The 23,241-nt window shown below is 70.4% G+C and carries 21 protein-coding genes; 3 read left to right on the forward strand and 18 right to left on the reverse strand.

Going from position 1 to position 23,241, the window contains the following annotated elements; translation table 11 throughout:
- Both AB0M95_RS02835 and AB0M95_RS02840 read right to left on the reverse strand, forming a co-directional pair.
- Entirely contained in the window at positions 1 to 549 is a 549-nt protein-coding gene (locus tag AB0M95_RS02835) for a hypothetical protein (RefSeq protein WP_363758521.1), read from the reverse strand.
- A 51-nt stretch (positions 550 to 600) separates the two neighbouring features.
- The gene (locus tag AB0M95_RS02840) at positions 601 to 1,062 is read right to left on the reverse strand and encodes a DUF2231 domain-containing protein (protein WP_363758524.1); all 462 of its coding nucleotides are present in this window, start codon (positions 1,060 to 1,062) and stop codon (positions 601 to 603) included.
- 307 nt (positions 1,063 to 1,369) lie between these two features.
- On the opposite strand from AB0M95_RS02840, the gene AB0M95_RS02845 reads away from it, so the two are divergent.
- On the forward strand, positions 1,370 to 2,290 hold the full coding sequence (locus tag AB0M95_RS02845; RefSeq protein ID WP_358522518.1) for a peptidylprolyl isomerase: 921 nt from the start codon (positions 1,370 to 1,372) through the stop codon (positions 2,288 to 2,290).
- 122 nt (positions 2,291 to 2,412) lie between these two features.
- Here the strand turns inward: AB0M95_RS02845 and aspS are convergent, their stop codons facing one another.
- The 3 genes from aspS to AB0M95_RS02860 are packed head-to-tail and all read right to left on the reverse strand — an operon-like array spanning position 2,413 to position 6,110.
- Positions 2,413 to 4,170 carry an aspartate--tRNA ligase gene (aspS, locus tag AB0M95_RS02850; protein ID WP_363758527.1) on the reverse strand — a complete coding sequence of 586 codons (1,758 nt, stop codon included), beginning with the start codon at positions 4,168 to 4,170 and terminating at the stop codon, positions 2,413 to 2,415.
- Positions 4,167 to 5,426 (reverse strand): histidine--tRNA ligase, encoded by a 1,260-nt coding sequence (gene hisS, locus AB0M95_RS02855; protein WP_363758530.1) that lies wholly within the window; start codon positions 5,424 to 5,426, stop codon positions 4,167 to 4,169. Before hisS ends, aspS begins: the two co-directional genes overlap by 4 nt.
- A complete protein-coding gene (locus tag AB0M95_RS02860; protein ID WP_363758533.1) occupies positions 5,427 to 6,110 on the reverse strand; it encodes an MBL fold metallo-hydrolase in 684 nt (227 codons plus the stop codon).
- Between the two features lie 191 nt (positions 6,111 to 6,301).
- Here AB0M95_RS02860 and AB0M95_RS02865 point away from each other — a divergent pair, with 191 nt between their 5' ends.
- Both AB0M95_RS02865 and AB0M95_RS02870 read left to right on the forward strand, forming a co-directional pair.
- Entirely contained in the window at positions 6,302 to 7,159 is an 858-nt protein-coding gene (locus AB0M95_RS02865; RefSeq protein ID WP_363758536.1) for a peptidylprolyl isomerase, read from the forward strand.
- Between the two features lie 58 nt (positions 7,160 to 7,217).
- The gene (locus AB0M95_RS02870) at positions 7,218 to 8,447 is read left to right on the forward strand and encodes a DUF349 domain-containing protein (RefSeq protein WP_363758539.1); all 1,230 of its coding nucleotides are present in this window, start codon (positions 7,218 to 7,220) and stop codon (positions 8,445 to 8,447) included.
- 186 nt (positions 8,448 to 8,633) lie between these two features.
- Here AB0M95_RS02870 and AB0M95_RS02875 read toward each other — a convergent pair whose 3' ends face one another.
- From AB0M95_RS02875 to pdxS, 13 genes are all read right to left on the reverse strand, one after another.
- Positions 8,634 to 10,823: a bifunctional (p)ppGpp synthetase/guanosine-3',5'-bis(diphosphate) 3'-pyrophosphohydrolase gene (locus tag AB0M95_RS02875; protein ID WP_358522502.1), complete on the reverse strand. Its 2,190-nt coding sequence runs from the start codon at positions 10,821 to 10,823 to the stop codon at positions 8,634 to 8,636.
- Positions 10,824 to 11,059: 236 nt separating this feature from the next.
- Positions 11,060 to 11,578, reverse strand: a complete 519-nt coding sequence (locus AB0M95_RS02880; RefSeq protein WP_363758543.1) for an adenine phosphoribosyltransferase — start codon at positions 11,576 to 11,578, stop codon at positions 11,060 to 11,062.
- Positions 11,579 to 11,669: 91 nt separating this feature from the next.
- Positions 11,670 to 12,752 carry a protein translocase subunit SecF gene (gene secF, locus AB0M95_RS02885; RefSeq protein WP_358522497.1) on the reverse strand — a complete coding sequence of 361 codons (1,083 nt, stop codon included), beginning with the start codon at positions 12,750 to 12,752 and terminating at the stop codon, positions 11,670 to 11,672.
- Positions 12,752 to 14,527, reverse strand: a complete 1,776-nt coding sequence (secD, locus tag AB0M95_RS02890; protein ID WP_363758546.1) for a protein translocase subunit SecD — start codon at positions 14,525 to 14,527, stop codon at positions 12,752 to 12,754. The genes secF and secD overlap by 1 nt, the downstream gene beginning before the upstream one ends.
- Before the next feature lie 83 nt (positions 14,528 to 14,610).
- Positions 14,611 to 14,979, reverse strand: a complete 369-nt coding sequence (yajC, locus tag AB0M95_RS02895) for a preprotein translocase subunit YajC (protein WP_363758549.1) — start codon at positions 14,977 to 14,979, stop codon at positions 14,611 to 14,613.
- 385 nt (positions 14,980 to 15,364) lie between these two features.
- On the reverse strand, positions 15,365 to 16,414 hold the full coding sequence (gene ruvB, locus AB0M95_RS02900) for a Holliday junction branch migration DNA helicase RuvB (RefSeq protein ID WP_363758552.1): 1,050 nt from the start codon (positions 16,412 to 16,414) through the stop codon (positions 15,365 to 15,367).
- A 9-nt stretch (positions 16,415 to 16,423) separates the two neighbouring features.
- Positions 16,424 to 17,044, reverse strand: a complete 621-nt coding sequence (gene ruvA / locus AB0M95_RS02905; protein ID WP_363758555.1) for a Holliday junction branch migration protein RuvA — start codon at positions 17,042 to 17,044, stop codon at positions 16,424 to 16,426.
- Positions 17,041 to 17,574, reverse strand: a complete 534-nt coding sequence (gene ruvC / locus AB0M95_RS02910; protein WP_358522617.1) for a crossover junction endodeoxyribonuclease RuvC — start codon at positions 17,572 to 17,574, stop codon at positions 17,041 to 17,043. The genes ruvA and ruvC overlap by 4 nt, the downstream gene beginning before the upstream one ends.
- Before the next feature lie 115 nt (positions 17,575 to 17,689).
- Positions 17,690 to 18,115, reverse strand: coding sequence for a sterol carrier protein domain-containing protein (locus AB0M95_RS02915; protein ID WP_363758558.1), 426 nt, complete (start codon positions 18,113 to 18,115; stop codon positions 17,690 to 17,692).
- A gap of 899 nt (positions 18,116 to 19,014) precedes the next feature.
- The gene (locus tag AB0M95_RS02920; protein ID WP_363758561.1) at positions 19,015 to 19,764 is read right to left on the reverse strand and encodes a YebC/PmpR family DNA-binding transcriptional regulator; all 750 of its coding nucleotides are present in this window, start codon (positions 19,762 to 19,764) and stop codon (positions 19,015 to 19,017) included.
- A gap of 3 nt (positions 19,765 to 19,767) precedes the next feature.
- Positions 19,768 to 20,376, reverse strand: a complete 609-nt coding sequence (gene pdxT, locus AB0M95_RS02925; protein ID WP_358522478.1) for a pyridoxal 5'-phosphate synthase glutaminase subunit PdxT — start codon at positions 20,374 to 20,376, stop codon at positions 19,768 to 19,770.
- Positions 20,377 to 20,610: 234 nt separating this feature from the next.
- Entirely contained in the window at positions 20,611 to 22,110 is a 1,500-nt protein-coding gene (locus tag AB0M95_RS02930; RefSeq protein WP_363758564.1) for an alkaline phosphatase D family protein, read from the reverse strand.
- Positions 22,111 to 22,229: 119 nt separating this feature from the next.
- On the reverse strand, positions 22,230 to 23,144 hold the full coding sequence (pdxS, locus tag AB0M95_RS02935) for a pyridoxal 5'-phosphate synthase lyase subunit PdxS (RefSeq protein WP_358522473.1): 915 nt from the start codon (positions 23,142 to 23,144) through the stop codon (positions 22,230 to 22,232).
- Positions 23,145 to 23,241 lie beyond the last annotated feature (97 nt).

A 23,241-nucleotide genomic window follows, 5' to 3' on the forward strand; every position in this document is an offset into this window, starting at 1 on the left:
CTACCGCCGATAGAGCAGGTCCACGGTGTCGTGGTTCGCGCCCCACGTCAGGTCGAGGGTCCAGCAGCCGGGCTCGGGCATTTCGGTGATGCTGGGATAGATCTCCCCGGGCCCGGCGCCAGAGGGGAAGCTCAGCTCGACGACGGGACGCGTCCCGCCACGCGGGTGGGCCAGGACGCGCATGCTGTACTCCCCGCGCCTCTCCCGGACGTACCAGAGGATCTTGTTGGCGGGGTTCTGGGGTTTCCCTGCCCGCAGCGGCTCGGTGAACAGGTAGCCGACCGCGTTGCCCTCACGGCCGAGCACGAACGGCAGGACGGGCGCGTTGACCGTGGCCCAGGCGGGCGGGGACCCTTGCCGGACCGGCGTGTCCCCGCATCCCTCCCGGGTCGCCGAGCCGGCGGGCGCGGCGGCCGGGGCGGAGGGGGCCGTGCTCGCGGACGTGCTCGCGGACACGGAGCCCGGATGCGGGGAGGCGCCCGGAGAGGCCGGCGAGAGCGAAGAGGAGGCGCACGCGGCGGCGGCCGCCGCGCACACCAGAAGCGTCACCGCATATCTCATGCCCCTACTACCGCCCCGCGGGCGGCGAGGTTCCGGCGGTCAGCTGCCCCAGGCCGCCGTGGCGCCCGTGTGGCCGGCGCGCAGGACGTAGAAGCCGGCGACCAGGGCGAGCGGGACGGTGACGACCGCGAGGACGGTGGTCGTGGTCTTGCCGAACCTGGCGGCGGAGTACACCAGCAGCAACGAGACGACGCCGAGCCCGATGGAGCTCAGGAGCAGCGGCAGGGCGAAGCTCTCGTGTTCCTCGAGGCGCTGCGCGAGCGGCCCCTGGGGCGCCCCTCCGGAGAAGAGCCGCGCCTGGAACGCCTCGCCGCTCTCACGGGCGGCGAAGGCCGTCACGGGGGCGGCCACGGCCAGCACGACCACCGCCCAGCCGAGTACGGGGCGCCAGCGCGGAACCACACCGTAGACCACGGAGCCGACCGCGAGCAGCGGGATGAAGATCACGGCGGTGTGGATGATCAGTGGGTGGGCCGGCAGGCCGAGAACCTCGTCGAACATGTCTGGGCTCCATGTGAGGTGACGTGTCGTCCCTTATACGCACCGGGAGCTCCCTTGGTTCTCCGGGCGGCTCCCGGCCCACGCGGGAACCCTCGCCACGCGGGTCCAATCATGCCCCACGGGACGTCAAGATCTTGTAAGAAGTCGTCCCGACGACATTCCCCGGCGCAACCAATCCCGGTCGAGGCCATCGGTCAAGAATGATCTTCGAAGCCGTGCCAACTGCACTTTTTATCCGGCCTCAACGTAAAGGCCGGTACGATTCCCGAACACATCAAGTCATCTATCGGCAAATGGAAGGCATACCGTGACCGACGTGGATCGCCAGACCCAGCTGGCACGGGAGCACCGCGAGCGACAGGAAGAGCGGGCCAAGAACGGCACGTCGAAGCGGAACACGATCATCGGCGCCGTCGTGGGCGTCGTGGTCGTCGCGGGCGGCGTCGTCGCGGCCACCACGCTCATGGGGGGCGACGACAAGAAGCCCGGCGCGGCCCCCTCCGCGTCCTCCTCGGCGTCGGCGTCGTCCTCAGCCGACCCCTCCGCGTCCGTGTCGGCGCCGGCCGTGCTCCCGACCACGGCGCCGGCGGCCGTCACGTGCTCCTACCGCAAGGACGACACGGACGCGCCCGCCAAGAATGTCGGCACGCCGCCCTCGAAGCCCGACATGAAGGCCAAGACCATGACGATCGACACCAACCAGGGGACGATCGTCATCCAGCTGGCCACCGACGCGGCGCCGTGCACCGTGAACTCCTTCGAGTTCCTGGCGAAGAAGAACTTCTTCGACAACACCCGGTGCCACCGCCTGGCAACGCCCGAGACCGTCGGGCTCGGCATGCTGCAGTGCGGCGACCCGCTGGCCAAGGCCGACGGCAAGAGCAAGGACGACGGCGCCGGCGGCCCGGGCTACCTCTTCGGCGACGAGAACCTCGGCGGCCTGTCGCTCGGCCGGGGCACGGTCGCGATGGCGCAGGCCAGCGAGGACGCCAACTCCAACGGCAGCCAGTTCTGGATCAGCTTCTCGGACGAGAACACCCAGCTCAGCGACCAGGGCGCGGCCTTCACGCCGTTCGGCGTGGTCGTCAAGGGCATGGACGTCGTCGACAAGATCGCCAAGGGTGGCATCATCCCCTTCAACGGCGACGTCATGGCGGACGTCCGCGGCGAGGGCTCCAACGCCCCCAAGCTCCCGGTGATCATCAAGAACCTGACGGTCTCCCACTAGACCGCGACCGCCGGCGACGGGACGGGCGGGACAGAGCGAAACCAGAGCGAAAGGGGTGAGCCCCGGCGCGGCAGGCGCCGGGGCTCACCCCTTCTCGGCTCTCACGGCGTCGTGAGCGGCCCTCAGGCGCCCGGCGCCGGGGCGCGCTTGGCGTCGACCCCGGCCTCCTTGCGCTGCTCGGCCGTGATCGGCGTGGGGGCGCCGGTCAGCGGGTCGAACCCGGAGGCCGTCTTGGGGAAGGCGATGACGTCGCGGATCGACTCGCCGCCCGCCAGCAGCATGCAGATGCGGTCCCAGCCGTAGGCGATGCCGCCGTGCGGCGGGGGGCCGTAGTTGAACGCCTCCAGCAGGAAGCCGAACTTGCTCTCGGCCTCCTGCTTGGAGATGCCGAGCACGTCGAAGACCCGCTGCTGCATCTCGGCGCGGTGGATACGGATCGACCCGCCGCCGATCTCCATGCCGTTGCACACCATGTCGTAGGCGTACGCCAGGGCCTCGCCCGGGTTGTCCTGGAAGTTGTCCGCCCACTCGGGCTTGGGGCCCGTGAAGGGGTGGTGCACGGCCGTCCAGCCGGTCTGCCGGCCGACCTCGTCGAGCACCGGCTCGAACATCGGGGCGTCGACCACCCACAGGAAGCTCCACAGCGACTCGTCGATGAGCCCACAGCGCCGCCCGATCTCCAGCCGCGCGGCGCCCAGCAGGTCACGGGAGGCCGCGGGGACCCCGGCGGCGAAGAACACCGCGTCGCCCGGCGATGCGCCCGCGGCCTCGGCCAGGCCCGCGCGCTCGGCCTCGGTGAGGTTCTTGGCGACCGGGCCGCCGAGCTCGCCGTCCTCGCCCACCAGAACGTACGCCAGGCCCCTGGCGCCGCGCGACTTGGCCCAGTCCTGCCAGGCGTCGAGCTCCTTGCGGGTCTGGGAGGCGCCGCCGGGCATGACCACCGCGCCGACGTAGGGCGCCTGGAAGACCCGGAAGGGCGTCTCGGCGAAGTAGCCGGTCATCTCGACCAGCTCGCAGCCGAACCGCAGGTCCGGCTTGTCGGAGCCGAAGCGCGCCATGGCCTCGCGGTAGGTCAGCCGGGGAAGCGGCAGGGGAAGGTCGTAGCCGACCGTCTCCTTCCAGATGCGGCTGATGAGTGCCTCGCCGAGGGCGATCACGTCGTCCTCGTCGACGAACGACATCTCGACGTCGATCTGGGTGAACTCCGGCTGGCGGTCGGCGCGCAGGTCCTCGTCGCGGAAGCAGCGCGCGAGCTGGTAGTAGCGCTCCAGGCCGCCCACCATGAGCAGCTGCTTGAAGAGCTGCGGCGACTGCGGCAGGGCGTACCAGGCGCCCGGCTGGAGGCGGACCGGCACCAGGAAGTCGCGGGCGCCCTCGGGGGTCGATCGGGTGAGGTCGGGCGTCTCGACGTACACGAAGTCGTGCTCGCGCATGACCTCGTGGGCGAGGTAGGTCGCCGTCGAGCGGACGCGCAGCGCGTGGGCGACCTGCTGGCGGCGGATGTCGAGGTAGCGGTACTTCAGCCGCGCCTCCTCCGAGACGCCGGCGCCGCCCTCGATCGGGAACGGCAGCGGCGCGGACTCGCTCAGCACCTCGACCTCCGAGGCGACGACCTCGATGTCGCCGGTCGGCAGGTCGGGGTTCTCGTTGCCCTCGGGACGGGTGCGCACCTCGCCGGTGATCCGGACGCAGTACTCCGAGCGCAGGTCGTGCGCGTGATCCTCCTCGCGGAACACCACCTGGGCGGTGCCCGAGGCGTCGCGCAGGTCGATGAAGACCACGCCACCGTGGTCGCGGCGGCGTGCCACCCATCCGGCCAGCGTCACCTGCCGACCGGCGTGCTCCTTGCGCAGCGACCCGGCGGTGTGGGTGCGGATCATGGGGTCAGTCTCTCCTTAAGAGTGGTGACGATCTCAGCGAGTGGTACGGCGTCCTGTTCGCCGCTCGCCAGGTTCTTGACCTGGGCCGTTCCGGCGGCGATGTCGCGCTCGCCGAGGATCACGGCGTAGGCCGCCCCCGAGCGGTCGGCGCCCTTCATGGCCCCCTTGAGGCCCTTGCCGTCGAAGGCCATGTCGGCGGGCACACCCGCCGCGCGCAGCTCGTTCACGAGCCTGAACATGCGCCTGGCGGCCTCCTCGCCGAGGGGCACCCCGTACACCGCGACGCGGGCCGGGGCCTCCTGGGAGAGGTTCTCGGCCTCCACGGCGAGGATGATGCGGTCGACGCCGACGGCGAAGCCGATGCCGGGCAGCGGAGGGCCGCCGATGTCCTCGGACAGGCCGTCGTAGCGGCCGCCGCCGCCGATGCCGGACTGGGCGCCGAGCAGCGGGTGGTCGAACTCGTAGGTCGTGCGCGTGTAGTAGTCGAGGCCGCGCACCAGCCGCGGGGCGTCCTCCCAGGGCACGCCGAGGTCCTCCAGCAGCGCGCGGACGCGGTCGTGGTGGGCCTTGCAGGAGGCGCACAGGTGGTCGGTGATGAGGGGTGCGTTCTCGACCTGGGCCCTGACCTCGGGGCGCTTGTCGTCCAGCACCCGCAGCGGGTTGATCTCGATGCGCGCGCGGGTGGCCTCGTCCAGGTCCAGGCCGCGCAGGAAGTCCTGCAGGGCGGCGCGGTAGGCCGGGCGGCACTGCTTGCAGCCGAGCGTGTTCAGCAGCAGCCGCACCTGGGTCAGCCCGAGGGCCTGGTAGCCCGACCAGGCCACCGCGATGGTCTCGGCGTCCACGGCCGGGTCCTCGGTGCCGATGGCCTCGACGTTGAACTGCTGGAGCTGGCGGTAGCGGCCGGCCTGCGGGCGCTCGTAGCGGAAGGCCGGGCCGGTGGTCCACAGCTTGACGGGGAGCTGGCCGTGGTGCAGGCCGTGCTCCAGCGTCGAGCGCATCACGCCCGCGGTGAACTCCGGCCGCAGCGTGACCGACCGGCCGCCGCGGTCGGCGAAGGTGTACATCTCTTTGGTAACGACATCGGTCGACTCGCCGACACCGCGGGCGAACAGCTCGGTGTCCTCGAAGACCGGCACCTCGATGTAGGAGTAGCCGGCGTTCTGGGCCGCGGCGGCGAAGGCCGCGCGCACCGCGAGGAAGGTCGCCGAGCGCGGCGGGAAGTATTCTGGTACGCCCTTGGGCGCCTGAAAGCTCATTTACAGTCCCCTGGTTGGACCCGCGAACGGCGCAGCCTCGGCGAGGTACGGGTTGGCGGCGCGTTCGCGGCCGATCGTCGTCTGTGGTCCGTGACCGGGCAGCACCGCGGTGTCGTCCGGCAGCGTCAGGCACACACGGCCCAGGCTGCGCAGGATGGTCGGGTAGTCACCGCCCGGTAGATCGCTGCGGCCGATGGAGCCGGCGAACAGCAGGTCCCCCGAGAACATGACACGCTCCTCCGGAAACCTGAACGTCACCGACCCCCTGGTATGGCCCGGCGCGTGGTCGACGGTGATGGCCATGCCCGCGATCTCCAGGACCGAACCGTCGGCCAGCTCGCGAACGTCGTCGGGCTCGGTGAACTTCAGCCCGCCGAGCAGATCCTGCCCGGCCCCCAGAGGGAAGCCCTTGGCGGGATCGGCGAGGAGGTGGCGGTCCTCGGGGTGGATCCACGCCGGGACGTCGCGCGCCCCGCAGACCGGCGCGACCGACCACATGTGGTCGATGTGCCCGTGGGTCAGCAGCACCGCGACCGGCTTGAGCCGGTGCTCGCGCAGCAGGGCGTCCACCCCCGCCATGGCGTCCTGACCTGGGTCGACGATCACGCACTCCTCTCCCGGGGCGGGAGCGGCGACGTAGCAGTTCGTCTGGAAGGAGCCTGCGGCAAAGCCGTCGATGAGCACGGGAACGGACCTCGATGTGATCGATCTCGTCAAGGAAAGCGGATGGGAATGTAACCGAAGGGTACCGGTGCGGGTCGCCGGGCTGCGAACCATCGCCCGCGGGCCGATACGATTCGCCCACTCCATAAAGGTGGCGGTCGCCCAGTGAGGCGACCAAACGGATCAACTCGGACAGTCGGGAGGGCACAGCGGTGGCGACCGGCAAGGACCGTCAAAAGCAGCTGGCACGAGAGCATCACGAACGGCAGATGCAGCGGCGCGTCGAGCGGCAGCAGCGGCAGAAGCGCGTGGCGATCATCGGCACGACGCTAGGCGTGCTAGTCGTCGTCGGCGGCATCTTCGCGGCCGTCGCGCTGGTCGGTGGCGGCGACTCCAAGACCGAGGCCGCGACGGCCACCCCGTCGGCGTCCGCGTCCGCCTCGGCGCCCCCGGCTCCGAAGCCCTACGACGCGGCTACCGGCACGTGCGACTACGTCGCCGACACCACCGGGGGCCCGGCCAAGAACGTCGGCATGCCGCCGGCGAAGGCCGACACCAAGGTGAAGACGATGACGCTGCAGACCAACCACGGCGACATCGTCATCGACCTGGCCACCGACAAGGCGCCGTGCACGGCGAACTCGTTCGCGTTCCTGGCGAAGCAGAAGTACTTCGACGGGTCCAAGTGCCACCGCATGGGCGAGGCGGCCTTCCCGATGATCCAGTGTGGTGACCCGCTGGCCAAGGCCGACGGAAAGAACCCCACCGACGGCCAGGGCGGGCCGGGCTACCGGTTCGCCGACGAGAACCTGACGGGCGCACAGTACAAGCGCGGCGTGGTGGCGATGGCCAACAGCGGTCGCGGGACCAACGGCAGCCAGTTCTTCATCATCTTCGGGGACCTCCAGCTTCCCCCGGACTACACGCCGTTCGGTACCGTCACAAAGGGGCTCAAAATCCTGGACGATGTGAGTAAGAAGGGCGTCCTGGCCGGGGGGACGGGCGACGGCACGGGTGCTCCCAAGGACCCGGTCGAAATCAAACACGTGACAATCTCTGGCAAGAGCTGACGTAATACACCAAGGACGCTTAGCCTCCTGGAGGCTGATTCGAGTGCGGGAGGACACGGTGAGCACCGACCCGTGGGGCCGGGTAGACGACGACGGCACCGTCTACGTTCGTACGGCTGAGGGAGAACGGGCCGTCGGGTCCTGGCAGGCCGGTGAGCCGGAAGAGGCCTTGGCCTACTTCCATCGGAAGTACGACGAGCTGGCCACCCAGGTTGAACTGCTGGAGCAGCGGGTGCGGGGCACCGACCTGCCGCCCGCGCAGGCCGAGGCGACGATCGTCAAGCTGCGCGAGTCGATCTCCGAGGCCCACGCCGTCGGCGACCTGGCGGCCCTGGAGGCCCGTCTCGCGGCGCTCACCGACCTGGTCGGCAAGCGCCGCGAGGAGGTCAAGGCCGCCAGGGACCAGGCGCGCGCGCAGTCCCGGGAGGTCAAGGAGCGCATCGTCGCCGAGGCCGAGCGCATCGCCGAGGACACCACTCACTGGAAGTCGGGGGGCGAGCGGCTGCGCCAGCTCGTCGAGGAGTGGAAGACGGCCGAGCGCATCGACCGGGTCACCGAGGCGGCGCTGTGGAAGCGGCTGTCGGCGGCCAGGACGGCCTTCGCCAAACGGCGCAAGTCCTACTTCGCCGGGCTGGACGAGCAGCGCGAGTCGGTGCGCAGCACCAAGGAGCGCATCGTCTACGAGGCCGAGGAACTGGCGACCTCGACCGACTGGGGCGATACGGCCTCGGCCTACCGGGACCTGATGCGCCGCTGGAAGGCCGCCGGACGCGCCTCGCGGGAGGCGGAGGACGACCTGTGGACGCGGTTCAAGGCGGCCCAGGACCAGTTCTTCCAGGCCCGTTCGGCGGTGTTCGCCGAGCGGGACGCCTCCCTGCGGGAGAACGCCGAGGCCAAGGAGCAGATCCTGGCCGAGGCCGAGCGCATCCTGCCGGTGACCGACGCCCGCGCCGCCCGGGGCGCCCTGCGGGGGGTGCTGGAGCGGTGGGAGGCCGTCGGCCCGGTGCCGCGCGAGTCCCGGGACAAGCTGGAGGGCGGGCTGCGCCGCATCGACGAAGCCGTCCGCAAGGCTGAGGAGGCCGAGTGGAAGCGGTCCAACCCCGAGGCCAGGGCCCGCGCGCAGAACACGGTCGACCAGCTCCGTCGCTCGATCGAGCAGCTTGAGAGCCGGCTGGGCAAGGCCAGGACCGCGGGCAAGGACAAGGACGTCAAGGAGGCGGAGGAGGCCATCGCCGCCCGCCGCTCATGGCTGGAGGAGGCCGAGCGCACGCTCGCCGAGTTCTCCTGAGCCGCCCCCTGTGACCGTCCGCCGAGCATGAGCGGGCGTCCCGGCCGACCTGACCGGCCGGGGCGCGTGCACATCCGACCTCTGTACGCGGGCGTTCAGGCTCGACGGTGCGGTGCGGCGCGCGGTCCGGCACGCCTCACCGGGTACGGGATCACGCCCTCATGGCGGACGCGCCGGCCTCGGGCCTCAGTTGGTGACGCGGTAGACGTCGTAGACGCCCTGGACGTTGCGGACCGCCTTCAGCACGTGGCCCAGGTGCTTGGGGTCGCCCATCTCGAAGGTGAACTTGCTGACGGCCGTGCGGTCGCGCGAGGTCGTCACCGACGCCGACAGGATGTTGACATGCTGGTCGGACAACGTGCGCGTGACGTCCGACAGCAGGCGGGGCCGGTCCAGCGCCTCGACCTGGATGGCCACCAGGAACACCGAGTCGTCCCCGGGCGACCAGCTCACCTCGACCAGGCGGTCGGGCTCGGCCCGCAACTGCTCGACGTTCGGGCAGTTGGTGCGGTGGACCGAGACGCCGTGGCCGCGGGTCACGAACCCGACGATGTCGTCGCCGGGCACCGGGGTGCAGCAGCGCGACAGGCGCACCCACACGTCGGAGTCGCCCGCCACGATGACGCCCGCGTTGGTGCCGCTGCGGGGCGGCCGACCGCGCAGCTTGGTGGGGACGGCGGCCTCGGCGATGTCCTCCTCGGCGCCCTCCACACCGCCGAGGGCCTGCACGAGCTTCTGGACGACCGCCTGCGCGGCCGTGTGGCCCTCTCCGACGGCCGCGTACAGCGCCGAGACATCTGAGTACCGAAGGTCCCTGGCGAGCGCCAGGAGGCTTTCTCCCGACATCAGGCGCTGCAGCGGCAGGCCTTGCTTGCGCATGGCCCTGCCGATCGCCTCCTTGCCCGCCTCGATCGCGGTCTCGCGGCGCTCCTTGGAGAACCACTGGCGGATCTTGTTGCGCGCCCGGCCGCTCTTGACGAACTTCAGCCAGTCGCGGGACGGCCCGGCGTCGGGCGACTTGGAGGTGAAGATCTCGACGGTGTCGCCGTTGCTGAGCCGCGACTCCAGCGGCACCAGGCGGCCGTTCACCCGCGCCCCGATGCAGCGGTGGCCGACCTCGGTGTGGACGGCGTAGGCGAAGTCGACCGGGGTGGCGCCCTCGGGCAGCGCGATCACCTGGCCGCGCGGGGTGAAGACGAAGACCTCCGACACCGACAGGTCGAAGCGCAGCGACTCCAGGAACTCCCCCGGGTCGGCGGTCTCCTTCTGCCAGTCGAGGAGCTGGCGCAGCCAGGCCATGTCGCCCGCGGCCTTCACCCGGGCACCGGCCGGGCCCGCGGCGCCCATCTCCTCCTTGTACTTCCAGTGGGCCGCGACGCCGTACTCGGCGCGGTGGTGCATCGCGCGGGTGCGGATCTGCAGCTCCACGGGCTTGCCCTCGGGCCCGATGACCGTCGTGTGCAACGACTGGTACATGTTGAACTTGGGCATCGCGATGTAGTCCTTGAACCGGCCGGGCACCGGGTTCCACCGAGCGTGGATCGTTCCTAGCGCGGCGTAACAATCGCGGACCGTGTCGACGAGGACGCGGATGCCCACCAGGTCGTAGATGTCGTCGAACGCGACCTCGCGGGCGATCATCTTCTGGTAGATCGAGTAGTAGTGCTTGGGCCGGCCCTTGACCGTCGCCCTGATCTTGGCCTCGCGCAGGTCGCCCGAGACGTTCTCGATGACCTCCTGGAGGAACACGTCGCGGCGCGGGGCCCGCTCGGAGACCATGCGGGCGATCTCGTCGTAGCGCTTGGGATAGAGCATCCCGAACGCGAGGTCCTCCAGCTCCCACTTGATCGTGTTCATGCCGAGGCGGTGGGCCAGCGGCGCGAAGATCTCCAGCGTCTCGCGGGCCTTCTGCTCCTGCTTGTGCCTCGGCAGGTAACGCAGGGTGCGCATGTTGTGCAGGCGGTCGGCGAGCTTGATCACCAGTACCCGGATGTCGCGGGACATCGCCACGACCATCTTGCGGACGGTCTCGGCCTGCGCGGCGTCGCCGAACTTCACCTTGTCCAGCTTGGTCACGCCGTCGACCAGCAGCGCGATGTTCTCGCCGAAGTCGGCCCTCAGCTCCTCCAGGCCGTAGGCGGTGTCCTCGACGGTGTCGTGGAGCAGGGCCGCGCACAACGTCTCGTCGTCGGTGCCGAGCTCGGCGAGGATGGTGGCGACGGCCAGCGGGTGGGTGATGTACGGATCGCCGCTTTTGCGCTTCTGGTCGCGGTGGTGGTAGGCGGCCACGTCGTAGGCGCGCTCGATGAGGCGGAGCTCGGCCTTGGGATGGGTGGCCCGGACCGTCTTGAACAGCGGTTCCAGAACCGGATTCATCGCTCCACCCCATTGCCCCCCGAACCGGGACAGCCTGCGCCTTACGACAGGTGCCGCCGGCTTGTCGTCCGTGCCCGCGGGCGTGGCTGGACCCGTTTCGTCCACGGGCGCGGATACGGGCGCCGAGGTGTCCGTCACCTCGGGCAGGGCCACATCACGGGGCACTCAGACTCCTCACGTCGAGTCCAGATTCTCCAGTGTATCCGCGCCGGAGACGCCCGCCTTCCCGCCTGAGATCAGACGGCCACCAAGGAGCGCACGTCGACGCCGGTCAGGCGGTCACGGCCCTTGAGGAAGGCGAGCTCCATCAGCACCGAGACGGCCACGACCTCGGCACCTGCCCGGCCGACCAGCTCCACCGCCGCACGGGCCGTGCCGCCCGTGGCGAGCACGTCATCGACGATCAGGACGCGGTCGCCCGGGGCGAATGCGTCGCTGTGCACCGCGATGACGGCGGAGCCGTACTCCAGATCGTAGGGCTCTTCGAGCACCGCGGCAGGGAGTTTTCCCTTTTTACGGATGGGCACGAACCCCGCCCCCGCCTTGTAGGCGACGGGCGCGGCCAGGATGAAACCGCGGGCCTCGATGCCCACCACCTTGTCGACGTCCAGCTCGTCGGCCAGGGCGTCCACCACGGCGGCGAACGCGGTGTGGTCGCCGAGCAGCGGCGTGATGTCCTTGAACACGATGCCGGGGCTGGGGTAGTCCGGCACGTCGCGAATGTGGCCGAGGATCGTCGCGGTGAGGTCGCTCATGGGGATTTGGGACTTCCTTCCTGACTGCAGCGAAGCGCCCCCGTGACACCGGCGAAGGGATCACGGGGGCGCCGCGGAACGTGACGCGCGACTAGCGTTTCTTGCGCTTGGGTGCGGCCGCCGCGCCGTTGGCCGAGGCCGCCGGGCCGGTGGACGTGGCCGCCGTGGCGGGTTCCTTGCCCTTGGCGCCGGACGGGGCGTCCTGCGCGGACCCGCCCTTGTTGGAGGCGAGCCGCTTGGCGATGGCCATGTACTTCGGCTCGCGCTCCTTGAGGTTGACCAGCAGCGGCGTCGCCACGCACAGCGAGGAGTACGTGCCGACGATCATGCCGACGAAAAGCGCCAGCGACAGGTCCTTCAGGGTGCCCGCGCCGAACAGCGTGGTGCCGATGAACAGGATGGCCGCCACCGGCAGGATCGCGACCAGCGTGGTGTTCAGCGAGCGGATCAGCGTGTGGTTGAGCGCGTTGTTCGCCGCCTGGGTGTAGGTCATCTTGGAGGTCGTGCCGAGCTTGGCCGTGACCTCCTTGATCATGTCGAACACCACGACGGCGTCGTAGAGCGAGTAACCGAGGATCGTCAGGAAGCCCAGCATCGTGGCCGGGGTGACCTCGAACCCCGACCAGGCGTAGATGCCGGCGGTGATGACCAGGTCGTGGAGCAGCGCGACCACCGCGGCCAGCGCCATCTTCCACTCGAAGGCCATCGTGAGGTACAGGATGATCGCGATCATGAAGACGATCAGGCCGATGACGGCCTTCCTGAGCACCTCGCCGCCCCACGTCGGGCCGATGATCTGCTTGCTGATCTGGTTGCCCGCGATGCCGAACTCCTTGGCGACCGCGTTCTGGACCGTGGTGACCTCGGCTGCCTTCAGGCTCTGGGTGGTCACCCGCCACCGGCCGCCGGCCTCCTGGACGGTGACCTGGTGGGCGCCGGCGCCCTCGACCGTGGAGCGGACCGTCTCGATCGTGGACGAGGCCGGCTTGTCGAAGCTGAAGACCGAGCCGCCCTTGAACTCGATGCCCAGGTTGAGGCCCTGGATGACCAGACCGGCGATGGAGATCACCAGCAGCAGGCCGGACAGCAGCGACCACAGCTTGTAACGCCCGACGAAGTCGATGTCGACCTCGCCGCGGTACAGGCGGCGGCCGATCGAACCGATGCGCGACATCAGCCCTCCTGCGAAACGGTCGTGCGGGCGGCCGCGGGCGCCTCGCGGCCCATGCGCTCGGCGTCGAGGCCGGACAGCTTGTGGCCCTTGGAGAAGAACGACAGCCTGGCCAGCAGCGCGACGAACGGCTTGGTGAACAGGAACACCACGACGATGTCGATCAGCGTGGTGAGGCCCATCGCGAAGGCGAAGCCCGCGACGCCGCCGACCGCCAGGAAGTACAGGACCACGGCGGCGATGAACATGACCGCGTCGGCGATCAGGATCGTGCGCCGGGCGCGGACCCAGGCGACCTCGACGGCCACCCGCAGCGAGCGGCGGCCCTCCTTCATCTCGTCACGCATGCGTTCGAAGTAGACGATGAAGGAGTCGGCGGTGATACCGATGGAGACGATCAGACCGATGATGTGCGGCAGCGACAGCCGGAAGTTGGCGTTGTGGCCGAGGATGACCACCGCCTCGTAGGTGAGGGTCGTCGCCACCGCGAGGCTCGCCACCGCCACCAGGCCGAGGCCCCGGTAGTACAGCAGGGAGTAGATCACGACCAGCACCAGGCCGATGGCGCCCGCGAGCAGGCCGCCCCGGAGCTGGTCGGCGCCGAGCGTGGAGGAGACCTCCTCGATCGAGCTCTGCACGAACTTCAGCGGCAGGGCGCCGTACTTGAGCTGGTTGGCCAGGTCGGTGGCGGTCTTCTGGGTGAAGCTGCCGGAGATGCGGGCCTGGCCGCCCGGGATCGGCTCCTCGATGACGGGGGCGGAGATGACCACGCCGTCGAGCACCATGGCGAGCTGGTTGCGCGGCTGCGGGGCGCTGGTGATCTGACCGGTGATCTTCGCGAACTCGCTGGCGCCCTTGCTCTTGAAGTTGACCTGGACGATCCACTCGCCCGTGGTGGAGTCGACACCCGAGTTCGCGCCCGCGACCTCGGTGCCCTTCACGGCGGCCTTGTCCAGGATGTACTTGGCGACGCCGTCGTCGCTGCAGGCCGCGAGCTGCTTGTCCGCGTTGTCCTGGACGCCCTGACCGCGGTCCTTCTTGGTGCAGTCGAGGGTCTTGAACTGCTCGGCCACCGCAGGGTCGACGCCGCTCAGGTCGACACCGGCGAGCGGGTCCTCCTGGGCGGGGGGCGCGGGCGCGGAGGCGGTGGGCGCCGCGGAGCCGCTGGGCGCGGCCGAGCCGCTCGGCGCCGGGGTGGCCTTGCTCTTTGCGTCGCCCTTGGCGTCGCCCGTGGCGGACGCGGAGGGCGCAGGGGTCGGGTTGGTCAGCGCGGAGGACAGCGCCCGGCCGGCCGGGGTGCCGCTCGGGACCGGCTTGGCCGTGGCGATGGGCTTGGCGGTCGTGCTCGGCTCGGCCGACCCCGAGGGGGCGGGGGTCGCGCCGCCGGACGGGGCAGGGGTGGCCGGGGCGGTCGGCAGCTTGCCCGGCGTGGCGTTGGCCGCCGCGACCGCGAGGACTTGACGGAAGCGCAGCTCGGCCGTGGTGCCGACCAGCTTGACGACCTCCTCCTGGCCGGCGCCGGGAACGGAGATGACGATGTTGTCGCCTGCCTTGGCGACCTCTGCGTCGGAGATGCCGCTGCCGTTCACCCGGTCACGGATGATGTTGACGGCCAGGTCGAGGCTCTCCTGGGAAGGCGTCGCACCGCTCTGCGTGACCGGGGACAGCGTCACCGTGGTGCCGCCGGCGAGGTCGAGGCCGAACTTCGGCACGAGTGCCTTCTGCAGGAGCATCACCCCGCCCATGGCGAGGATGAGCGCCAGGAGCGCCAGGAGCACGCGCCCCGGCTTACTCTGGCTACTGGTCGATGGGGCCACTGGTGGTCAGTTCTTTCGTCAAGAGGGGTTTGCCGTGAGCCTACTCAGGACTTCGTGTTAGTCGAGCCCTCGTCTCCCCGGCGTTCCGGGGCGTTGTTCACCGTCTCGTCGGTTACGGAGTCCCGAACGCCCGGGGTCCCGTCTTCACCGTCTTCATTTTCCACCGTCTCCTCGACCGGAGTGACCACGCGGCCGATGGAGGCCTTGATCCAGCGGGTCTGGACGCCGGGCGCGATCTCCAGGATCAGGTCGTCGTCGTCGACGGCGGAGACGGTGGCGAACAGGCCGGTCGTGGTCATCACCCGGGTGCCGGGCGTCAGGTTGCTCTGCATCTGCACTTGCTCCTGCTGCCGCTTGCGCTGCGGGCGGATGAGCAGGAAGTAGAACACCACGACCAGCAAGATCAGTGGCACGAACGATCCAAGGCCCTGCACGGGGCTTCCTTCCGGTAAAGGACTGACCGGCCTGGCGCCGGAGGTCTGGAGGCGATGGGCACGGCAGCACACTGATCATGTCAGCGTACACGGCCAGCCAAGCCACGGAGTTTAGGCGAGCTTGTCAAAGCCCGGCAACGAACCCACGCTCTAGCGAGCAGGAAAGTTCCCGTTGTAGCCGATCTGTGACCAGCCGATACGACGATTTTGAAACTTTCACGACCGCCTCCGCCGGGGGACGGGGACGGCGTCCGGAGCAGGGCGTTCACCCGCCGGGACGGGCTTCACCAGGAGCGGGAGGCCGCCCGCGCGCGGCCGGGGGCCTCTAAGTCGCTGTAAAGACGCCTGTCAGAAACCCCCCGTATCAGGGATCTTCGAAAAGTGTCGGCAGGCCCGGGGCCCCGAACACGTCCGGCGGAGGGGTGAGCCCGAGGTGGGCCCAGGCGGAGGCGGTGGCGACCCTCCCCCGGGGGGTGCGGGCGAGCAGCCCCTGGCGCACGAGGAACGGCTCGGCGACGACCTCGACGGTCTCGGGCTCCTCGCCGACGGCCACCGCCAGGGTGGACAGGCCCACGGGGCCGCCGCCGAACTTGCGCAGCAGCGCGCCGAGGACGGCCCGGTCGAGCCGGTCGAGCCCCTCGGCGTCCACCTCGTACAGGTTGAGCGCGGCCGAGGCGATGTCGCGGCTGATGACACCGTCGGTGCGGACCTCGGCGAAGTCGCGGACCCGCCTGAGCAGGCGGTTGGCGATGCGGGGCGTGCCCCGCGACCGGCGGGCGATCTCGTGGGCGGCCTCATCGGGGAGCCGCAGCCCGAGCAGGCTCGCCGACCGGCGCAGCACCTGCTCGAGCTCCTCGACGTCGTAGAAGTCCATGTGGGCGACGAAGCCGAAGCGGTCGCGCAGCGGCGCGGGCAGCAGCCCGGCGCGGGTCGTGGCGCCGACCAGCGTGAAGGGCGCGATCTCCAGCGGGATGGCGGTGGCGCCGGGGCCCTTGCCGACCACGATGTCGACGCGGAAGTCCTCCATCGCCAGGTAGAGCATCTCTTCCGCGGGGCGGGCCATGCGGTGGATCTCGTCGATGAACAGGACCTCGCCCTCCGACAGCGTGGAGAGGATGGCCGCGAGGTCGCCCGCGCGCTCCAGGGCGGGCCCGGAGGTGAGGCGCAGGGGCATGCCGAGCTCGGCCGCGATGATCATGGCGAGGGTGGTCTTACCGAGGCCGGGCGAGCCGCTCATCAGCACGTGGTCCGGCGGGCGCTCGCGGCGCAGCGCGCTCTGCAGCACCAGGGAGAGCTGCTCACGCACCCGGCCCTGGCCGATGAACTCGCTCAGCCGCTTGGGCCGCAGCGCCGACTCGATCGCCCGCTCGTCGCCCTCGGCGTCCGGCGACACCAGATCTCTGTCCAGGCTCATCGCGGGCCCCTATCGCACGCTCAGGGCCCGCAGGGCCGCCTTCAGCAGGGTGGCGACCTCCGGCACGCGGCCGGCGGCCTCCTCGGCCTCGGCCTGGGGCGAGACCGCGGCGATCGCCTCGTCGGCGTCCCTGGAGGAGTAGCCGAGGCCCACCAGGCCCGCGTGCACCTGCTCGCGCCACATCTGCCGCCGGGCGCGCCCGTTGAGCGCGGCGTCCACGGCCTGGTCCGGCGTGCCGAGCTTGTCCTTGAGCTCCAGGATGATGCGCTGGGCGCCCTTCTGGCCGATGCCCGGCACCATGGTCAGGGCCTTGACGTCGGCGCTCGCGACGGCGACCCGCAAGGAGTTCGGCGCGTGGACGGCGAGCATGGCCAGCGCCAGCCTCGGGCCGACGCCGGAGGCGGTCTGGAGCATCTCGAAGACCGCGCGCTCGTCGTCGGTGGCGAAGCCGTAGAGCGTCAGGGAGTCCTCGCGGACGACCAGGGAGGTGGCGAGCCGGGCCTGCTCCCCCGGGCGCAGCGTGGCGAGCGTGGCGGGCGTGCAGTGGACCAGGACGCCGACGCCGCCGACCTCGACGACCACAGAGTCGGGGGCGAGGGCGGCGACACGGCCGGAGACCGAGGCGATCACGGGGTTCCCTTCGCGGACGTCGCGGCCGCCTTCGCCTTGGCGACGGCCGCGGCCAGGCGGTTCTGCGTGCCGCCCCGCCAGATGTGGCAGATGGCGAGCGCGAGTGCGTCGGCGGCGTCCGCGGGCCTGGGCATGGCGTCGAGGCGGAGCAGGCGGGTGACCATGGCGCCGACCTGGGCCTTGTCGGCGTTGCCGTAGCCGGTGATGGAGGCCTTGACCTCGGAGGGGGTGTGCAGGGCGACGGGGAGCCCGCGGCGGGCGGCGCAGACGATGGCCACGGCCGACGCCTGGGCCGTGCCCATCACCGTGCGCAGGTTGCTCTGGCTGAAGACCCGCTCGACCGCGACGGCGTCGGGCCTGAGCTCGTCGAGCCAGCGCTCGATCTCGGCCTCGATCGCGACGAGGCGTGCGCCGATGTCGTCCCCGGCGGGGGTGCGGGCGACGCCGACCTTGACCAGCGACAGCGGTGCGCCCGCGCGGCCCTCGACGGCGCCGAGGCCGCAGCGGGTGAGCCCGGGATCGACCCCCATCACCCTGAGCTCCGGTAGCCGCACCGGCACGCCTCCCCAGATCGCCGAACACATGTTCGGCCCCGAACTCTACCCCGGCGGGCGCGGCGGCGCACCCAGGGACACGCGGCCGGGCTCAGAAGTAGTCGATCATGTAGGGCTTGGCGACGAAGGCGGCGCCGAGGAGATCGTCCGAGCCGGCCGTGCCTCCCGACAGCAGCCCGGCGCGGCGCACGCTGCCGGCCTGGACCCCGGCGAACAGGGCCGAGAAGCCGCCGATCGTGAGGCGCGGGACGTCGCCGCCCTCGGACGCGGTGGCTCGCACGGCCTGGCCGCGGCCCGAGGCGATGGTGAGACGCCAGGCCCCGGAGTTGGCGGGGCGCTGCGGGTCGGCCACCTCGACGAGGGTGTCGGCGGACACCCCGGCCGGGTAGCCGCGCGCGGCGACGGCGGCGGGCAGGTCGATCACCCGCAGCATCCAGCGGGTGAGCTTGACCGTGTCCTTGGACCGCTCGCGCAGCAGCCACAGCATCGGATCGTCCGGCTCGACGCTGGCCGTCACGCTGGGGGCGACGGAAGGCAGGGCCGACCAGCGACCACAGCCTCCACGCTGTAGCCTCCGAGCCGGCCCTGTAGTTGCCTACCTCGATCGTGCGGCAGCCGCTGTTCCCAGCGGTACATCACTTGGCGCGCTCCCCGGCCTGAAGGTCGGGGATTCAGTCTGTGCCACTGCGTGGCACTTCTGCGGCTTCCTGCTTCATCGACCTGAGCCACCGAAGTGGTCTTATCAGGTCTCCACAGGCTTTTGAACCTTCCGGCTCCGTTCCCGCCCAGCCCGGCGGTACCTGACGCGATCAATCTACCGGACACCGATTCGCCTCGGCAGCGAATCCGCTGTTCTTGCCCGGCCAGAGAGCCCGTTCCCCAGTGCCTGAAGATGAAGCCAAAGCATTGCAGGCGAATCCGGTAGCCGTTTCTAGGAGGTCAGCGAAGTCGTCGTCATCCCTGCGATCTCGGGGCACGATGGTGACGCTCACGATGCCGTCCATCGACAGGCAATGGCCATGCCACCACTGCTCGTAGTCGTTGATCCTGCGCGTCTACCAGGCGGTCGTCACCGCAGACCCGAGGTAGCGGCCTTTGGACAGGGACGGCTACACCGGAGCCAGCCGCGGCGCTACGCTACCAGCCCGGGAGGGACCGAACACCCGCTTGCGGTTGTCCAGCACGGCACCGAGAGGTCGTCGGCCGTCAGGTCACGGATCTCCACGACCGACAAACCTACGGCGGACCACCGGAACGGGTCGAACCCTTTTCAGGCGGCCCGCTGGCGTGGTCAGGCGGTACCTATGGCCGCGTGTCCGGGGCGCACTTCAGGCGGTGTTCTTCCGTCGTCACTCGGAAGGGCTCGCTCCTCACCCTTCCTCCCTCCTCCAGAACACCGCCGCGCCCCGAACAGGGTCAGTCGAGCTTGGCGAGGACGTCGTCGCTGACGTCGAAGTTGGCGTAGACGTTCTGCACGTCGTCGCTGTCCTCGAGGGCCTCGATCAGGCGGAACACCTTGCGCGCGCCGTCCTCGTCCAGGGGGACGCTGAGCGTGGGCAGGAAGCTGCTCTCGGCCGAGTCGTAGTCGATGCCGGCGTCCTGGAGCGACTTGCGGACCGGGACCAGGTCACCGGCCTCGGAGACGACCTCGAAGGACTCGCCGAGGTCGTTGACCTCTTCGGCTCCGGCGTCCAGAACCGCGGCCAGCACGTCGTCCTCGGCCAGCTCACCCTTGGGGACGATCACGACGCCCTTGCGGTTGAACATGTAGGCCACCGAGCCGGGGTCGGCCATGGAGCCGCCGTTGCGCGTCATGGCCACGCGGACCTCGGAGGCGGCGCGGTTGCGGTTGTCGGTGAGGCACTCGACCAGCACCGCCACGCCGCCGGGGGCGTACCCCTCGTACATGATGGTCTGCCAGTCGGCGCCGCCCGCCTCCAGGCCGCCGCCGCGCTTGCGCGCGCGCTCGATGTTCTCGATCGGCACGGAGTTCTTACGCGCCTTCTGGATGGCGTCGTAAAGGGTCGGGTTGCCTTCCGGGTCCGGACCACCGGTCCGGGCCGCCACCTCGATGTTCTTGATGAGCTTGGCGAAAAGCTTGCCCCGCTTCGCGTCGAGCGCGGCCTTCTTGTGCTTCGTCGTCGCCCATTTGGAGTGGCCGGACATCGGCTAGAGCTCCCTCACCATCTCGACAAAATACGAATGAACCCGCGTGTCCCCGGTCAGCTCGGGGTGGAAGGACGTCGCGAGCAGAGGTCCCTGCCGGACCGCGACGATCCTATCCCCAGGCTCGGCCAACCCCAGCACCTCGACATCCTCGCCCACGGATTCGACCCATGGGGCGCGGATGAAGACGGCGCGCAGCGAACCGCGGCCCGCGAAATCCAAGGATGCCTCAAAAGAGTCGATCTGGCGGCCGAAGGCGTTGCGGCGCACCACCATGTCGATGCCGCCGATCGTCTGCTGGCCCTCGATGCCGCCCTCGATGCGGTCGGCCAGCATGATCATTCCCGCGCACGAACCGTAGGTCGGCATGCCGGACTTGATGCGCACGCGCAGCGGTTCGAGCAGCTCGAAGGCCTCGGCGAGCTTCCACATGGTGGTGGACTCACCGCCCGGGATGATCAGCGCGTCCACGGCGTCGAGCTCGGCCGGGCGGCGCACGGCGACGGCCCTGGCTCCGGCGGCCTCCAGAGAGCGGGCGTGTTCACGCACGTCGCCCTGAAGGGCGAGCACGCCGATCGTCGGCGTGGTCGTCGTGGTCGGCGCAGAGGTCACCGTGGTTCCTTCCCCTCACTGCACGGGTCGTCGCCCGCTGGTCGTTTCCGGGGACGCGGCGGACATGGTGGACACGGAGGACACGGCCCCTCGCGGCCGTCACCTGCCGGCGGTCGTCCTCGAAGGCCCCGGACGCGGCGGATGCGGCGCGCGTCAAAAGCGTAGGGCCATGCCGAACAACGTCCCAAACCGCCCAGGGCTTCCCCCGCCGGAGGCCCGGGACGCCAGGCGGACTCAGGGCCGGCGCAGGAGTCCGGGGACCTGGTCGGGCACCTCGAAGGTCGCGGCCGTGAGGGCGGGGGCGCCGGGCGTGCTGACGTACCGCAGGATCTTGAAGTCGGCGACGACCGCGGTGGGCGTCACCTTCACCATGAGGTATCCGCGGCGCCTCAGGTGGAACTTCAGATGGGGGTTCTTGTCCAGCAGCGCGTCCCTGGCCCGGTCGTGGTCGTGGCCGTCGCCGCCGCTGCTGATCGAGGTGACGGCGAGCTCGGTGCCGACCAGGCGCGAGGACTCGTCGTCGTAGTCGAGGGCCAGGTCGCCCGCCCAGTGCGAGTGGACGTCGCCGGTCAGCACGATGGCGTTGCGCACCCCGGCGTCGACCCAGCCGCGGGTGACCCGGGTGCGGGAGGCGGAGTAGCCGTCCCAGGAGTCCTGGCGCACCTTCTTCTCGCCGCTCGTGTGCTTGTCGCGCTGTCCGAAGAAGACCTGCTGACCGATGATGTCCCACAGCGCCTTGGACTCGCGGAAGCCCGCCAGCAGCCACCGCTCCTGCTCGGCCCCCGTGATCGTGCGGTTCTCCACGCGCGACTCCGGGCACTCCTGGAAAGACGCCCCGCAGATCAGCGGGTCGCGGTACTGGCGGGTGTCCAGCAGGTGGATCGTGGCGAGGGTCCCCCAGCGCACGCGCCGGAACAGCTTGATGGCCGGGCCCTTCGGCACGGCGGTGCGGCGCAGCGGCATGTGCTCGTAGTACGCCCGGAACGCGGCCTCGCGCCGCTCGGCCGGCAGCAGGCTCATCCAGTTGTTGCGCACCTCGTGGTCATCCATGATCGGCAGCCACGGCGCGACCGCGTGCGCCGCCCGCAGGTCGGCGTCGGTCTTGTACAGGGCGTGCCTGCGGCGGTACTCGGTGAGCGTGCGTGCCTCGGGCCCCTCGTGCTCGCGCGGGTTGCCGCCCGGGCACGGCATCTCGCCCTTGCCGTACTCGTAGATGTAGTCGCCGAGGTGCAGCACCAGGTCGGGACGCTCCTGGGCAGCCCTGCCGTAGGCGGTGAAGTGGCCGTGCTGGTAGTTGGCGCAGGAGGTCACGGCCATGCGCAGCGCGCCGGGCAGCGACGCCGGGGCCGGGGCCGTCAGCGCGCGGCCGATCGGCGAGACGTACTGGCCCGCCTTGAAGCGGTACCAGTACTCGCGGCCCGGCTCCAGGCCGGCGACCTCGGCGTGCACGCTGTGCGCCCACTCGCGCACGGCCTCCTCGGTGCCGCGCCGGACGACCCGCGCGCAGGCCGGATCGGTGGCCACCTCCCAGTAGACCGTCACCGGCGCGGACGGCATCCCGCCGAGACCGTCCTCGGCCAGCGGCGTGGGCGCGAGCCGCGTCCAGATGACGAAACCGTCGGGCGCGGGATCGCCGCAGGCGACGCCCAGTGTGAACGGGTCCCCATAGGAGACCCGCAGGGGTGGCATTCCGGACGCCAGCCCCAGCACGAGGAACGATCGCCTGTCGATCACATGACGATCATCGACTATTCACAGCAAACGCCAGGCATAGGGAATCCCAGGTCAGAGGGGATATTTCTGGCGATGTCTCTTTGGCGCGGCCCCATACGGAGGCCGCGCCACGGGAGCCCCTACCAGCCGCGCGTGGCCAGGCGGTCGGCCTCGGGAAGGGTGGAGACGTTGATGCCGACCATCGCCTCGCCGAGGCCGCGGGAGACCTTGGCGATCACGTCGGGGTCGTCGTAGAAGGTGGTGGCCTTGACGATCGCGGCGGCGCGCTTGGCCGGGTCGCCCGACTTGAAGATGCCGGAGCCGACGAACACGCCCTCGGCGCCGAGCTGCATCATCATCGCGGCGTCGGCCGGGGTGGCGATGCCGCCCGCGGTGAACAGCACGACGGGCAGCTTGCCGGACTTGGCGATCTCGGCGACCAGCTCGTACGGGGCGCGCAGTTCCTTGGCGGCGGCGTACAGCTCGGCCTCGTCCAGGGACGCGAGGCGCTTGATGTCGCCGCGGATCTGCCGCATGTGGCGGGTGGCCTCGACGACGTTGCCGGTGCCGGCCTCGCCCTTGGAGCGGATCATCGCCGCGCCCTCGGAGATGCGGCGCAGAGCCTCGCCGAGGTTGGTGGCGCCGCAGACGAAGGGGACGGTGAAGGCCCACTTGTCGATGTGGTTGGCCTCGTCGGCGGGGGTGAGCACCTCGGACTCGTCGACATAGTCGACGCCGATGGCCTGCAGGACCTGCGCCTCGGCGAAGTGGCCGATGCGGGCCTTGGCCATCACGGGGATGGAGACGGCCTGGATGATGCCGTCGATCATGTCGGGGTCGCTCATACGCGACACGCCGCCCTCGGCGCGGATGTCGGCGGGCACACGCTCAAGGGCCATGACGGCCACCGCGCCGGCGTCTTCGGCGATCTTGGCCTGGTCGGGCGTGACGACGTCCATGATGACGCCACCCTTGAGCATCTCGGCCATGCCACGCTTCACACGGGCGGTGCCGGTGACGGCGGGGTCGGTCACTTCGGGGGTGCTGCTGGACACGATCTTACCTCACGAGGGCGACAATGGGTTCAGGTCCATGGTAGGCGCTGATCAGCGTCCGCCTGGACGCTCCCGATCGTCACAAGTGACGCCGATT

It is taken from the genome of Sphaerisporangium sp. NPDC051017 (genome assembly GCF_040683095.1).
GTDB lineage: Bacteria > Actinomycetota > Actinomycetes > Streptosporangiales > Streptosporangiaceae > Sphaerisporangium.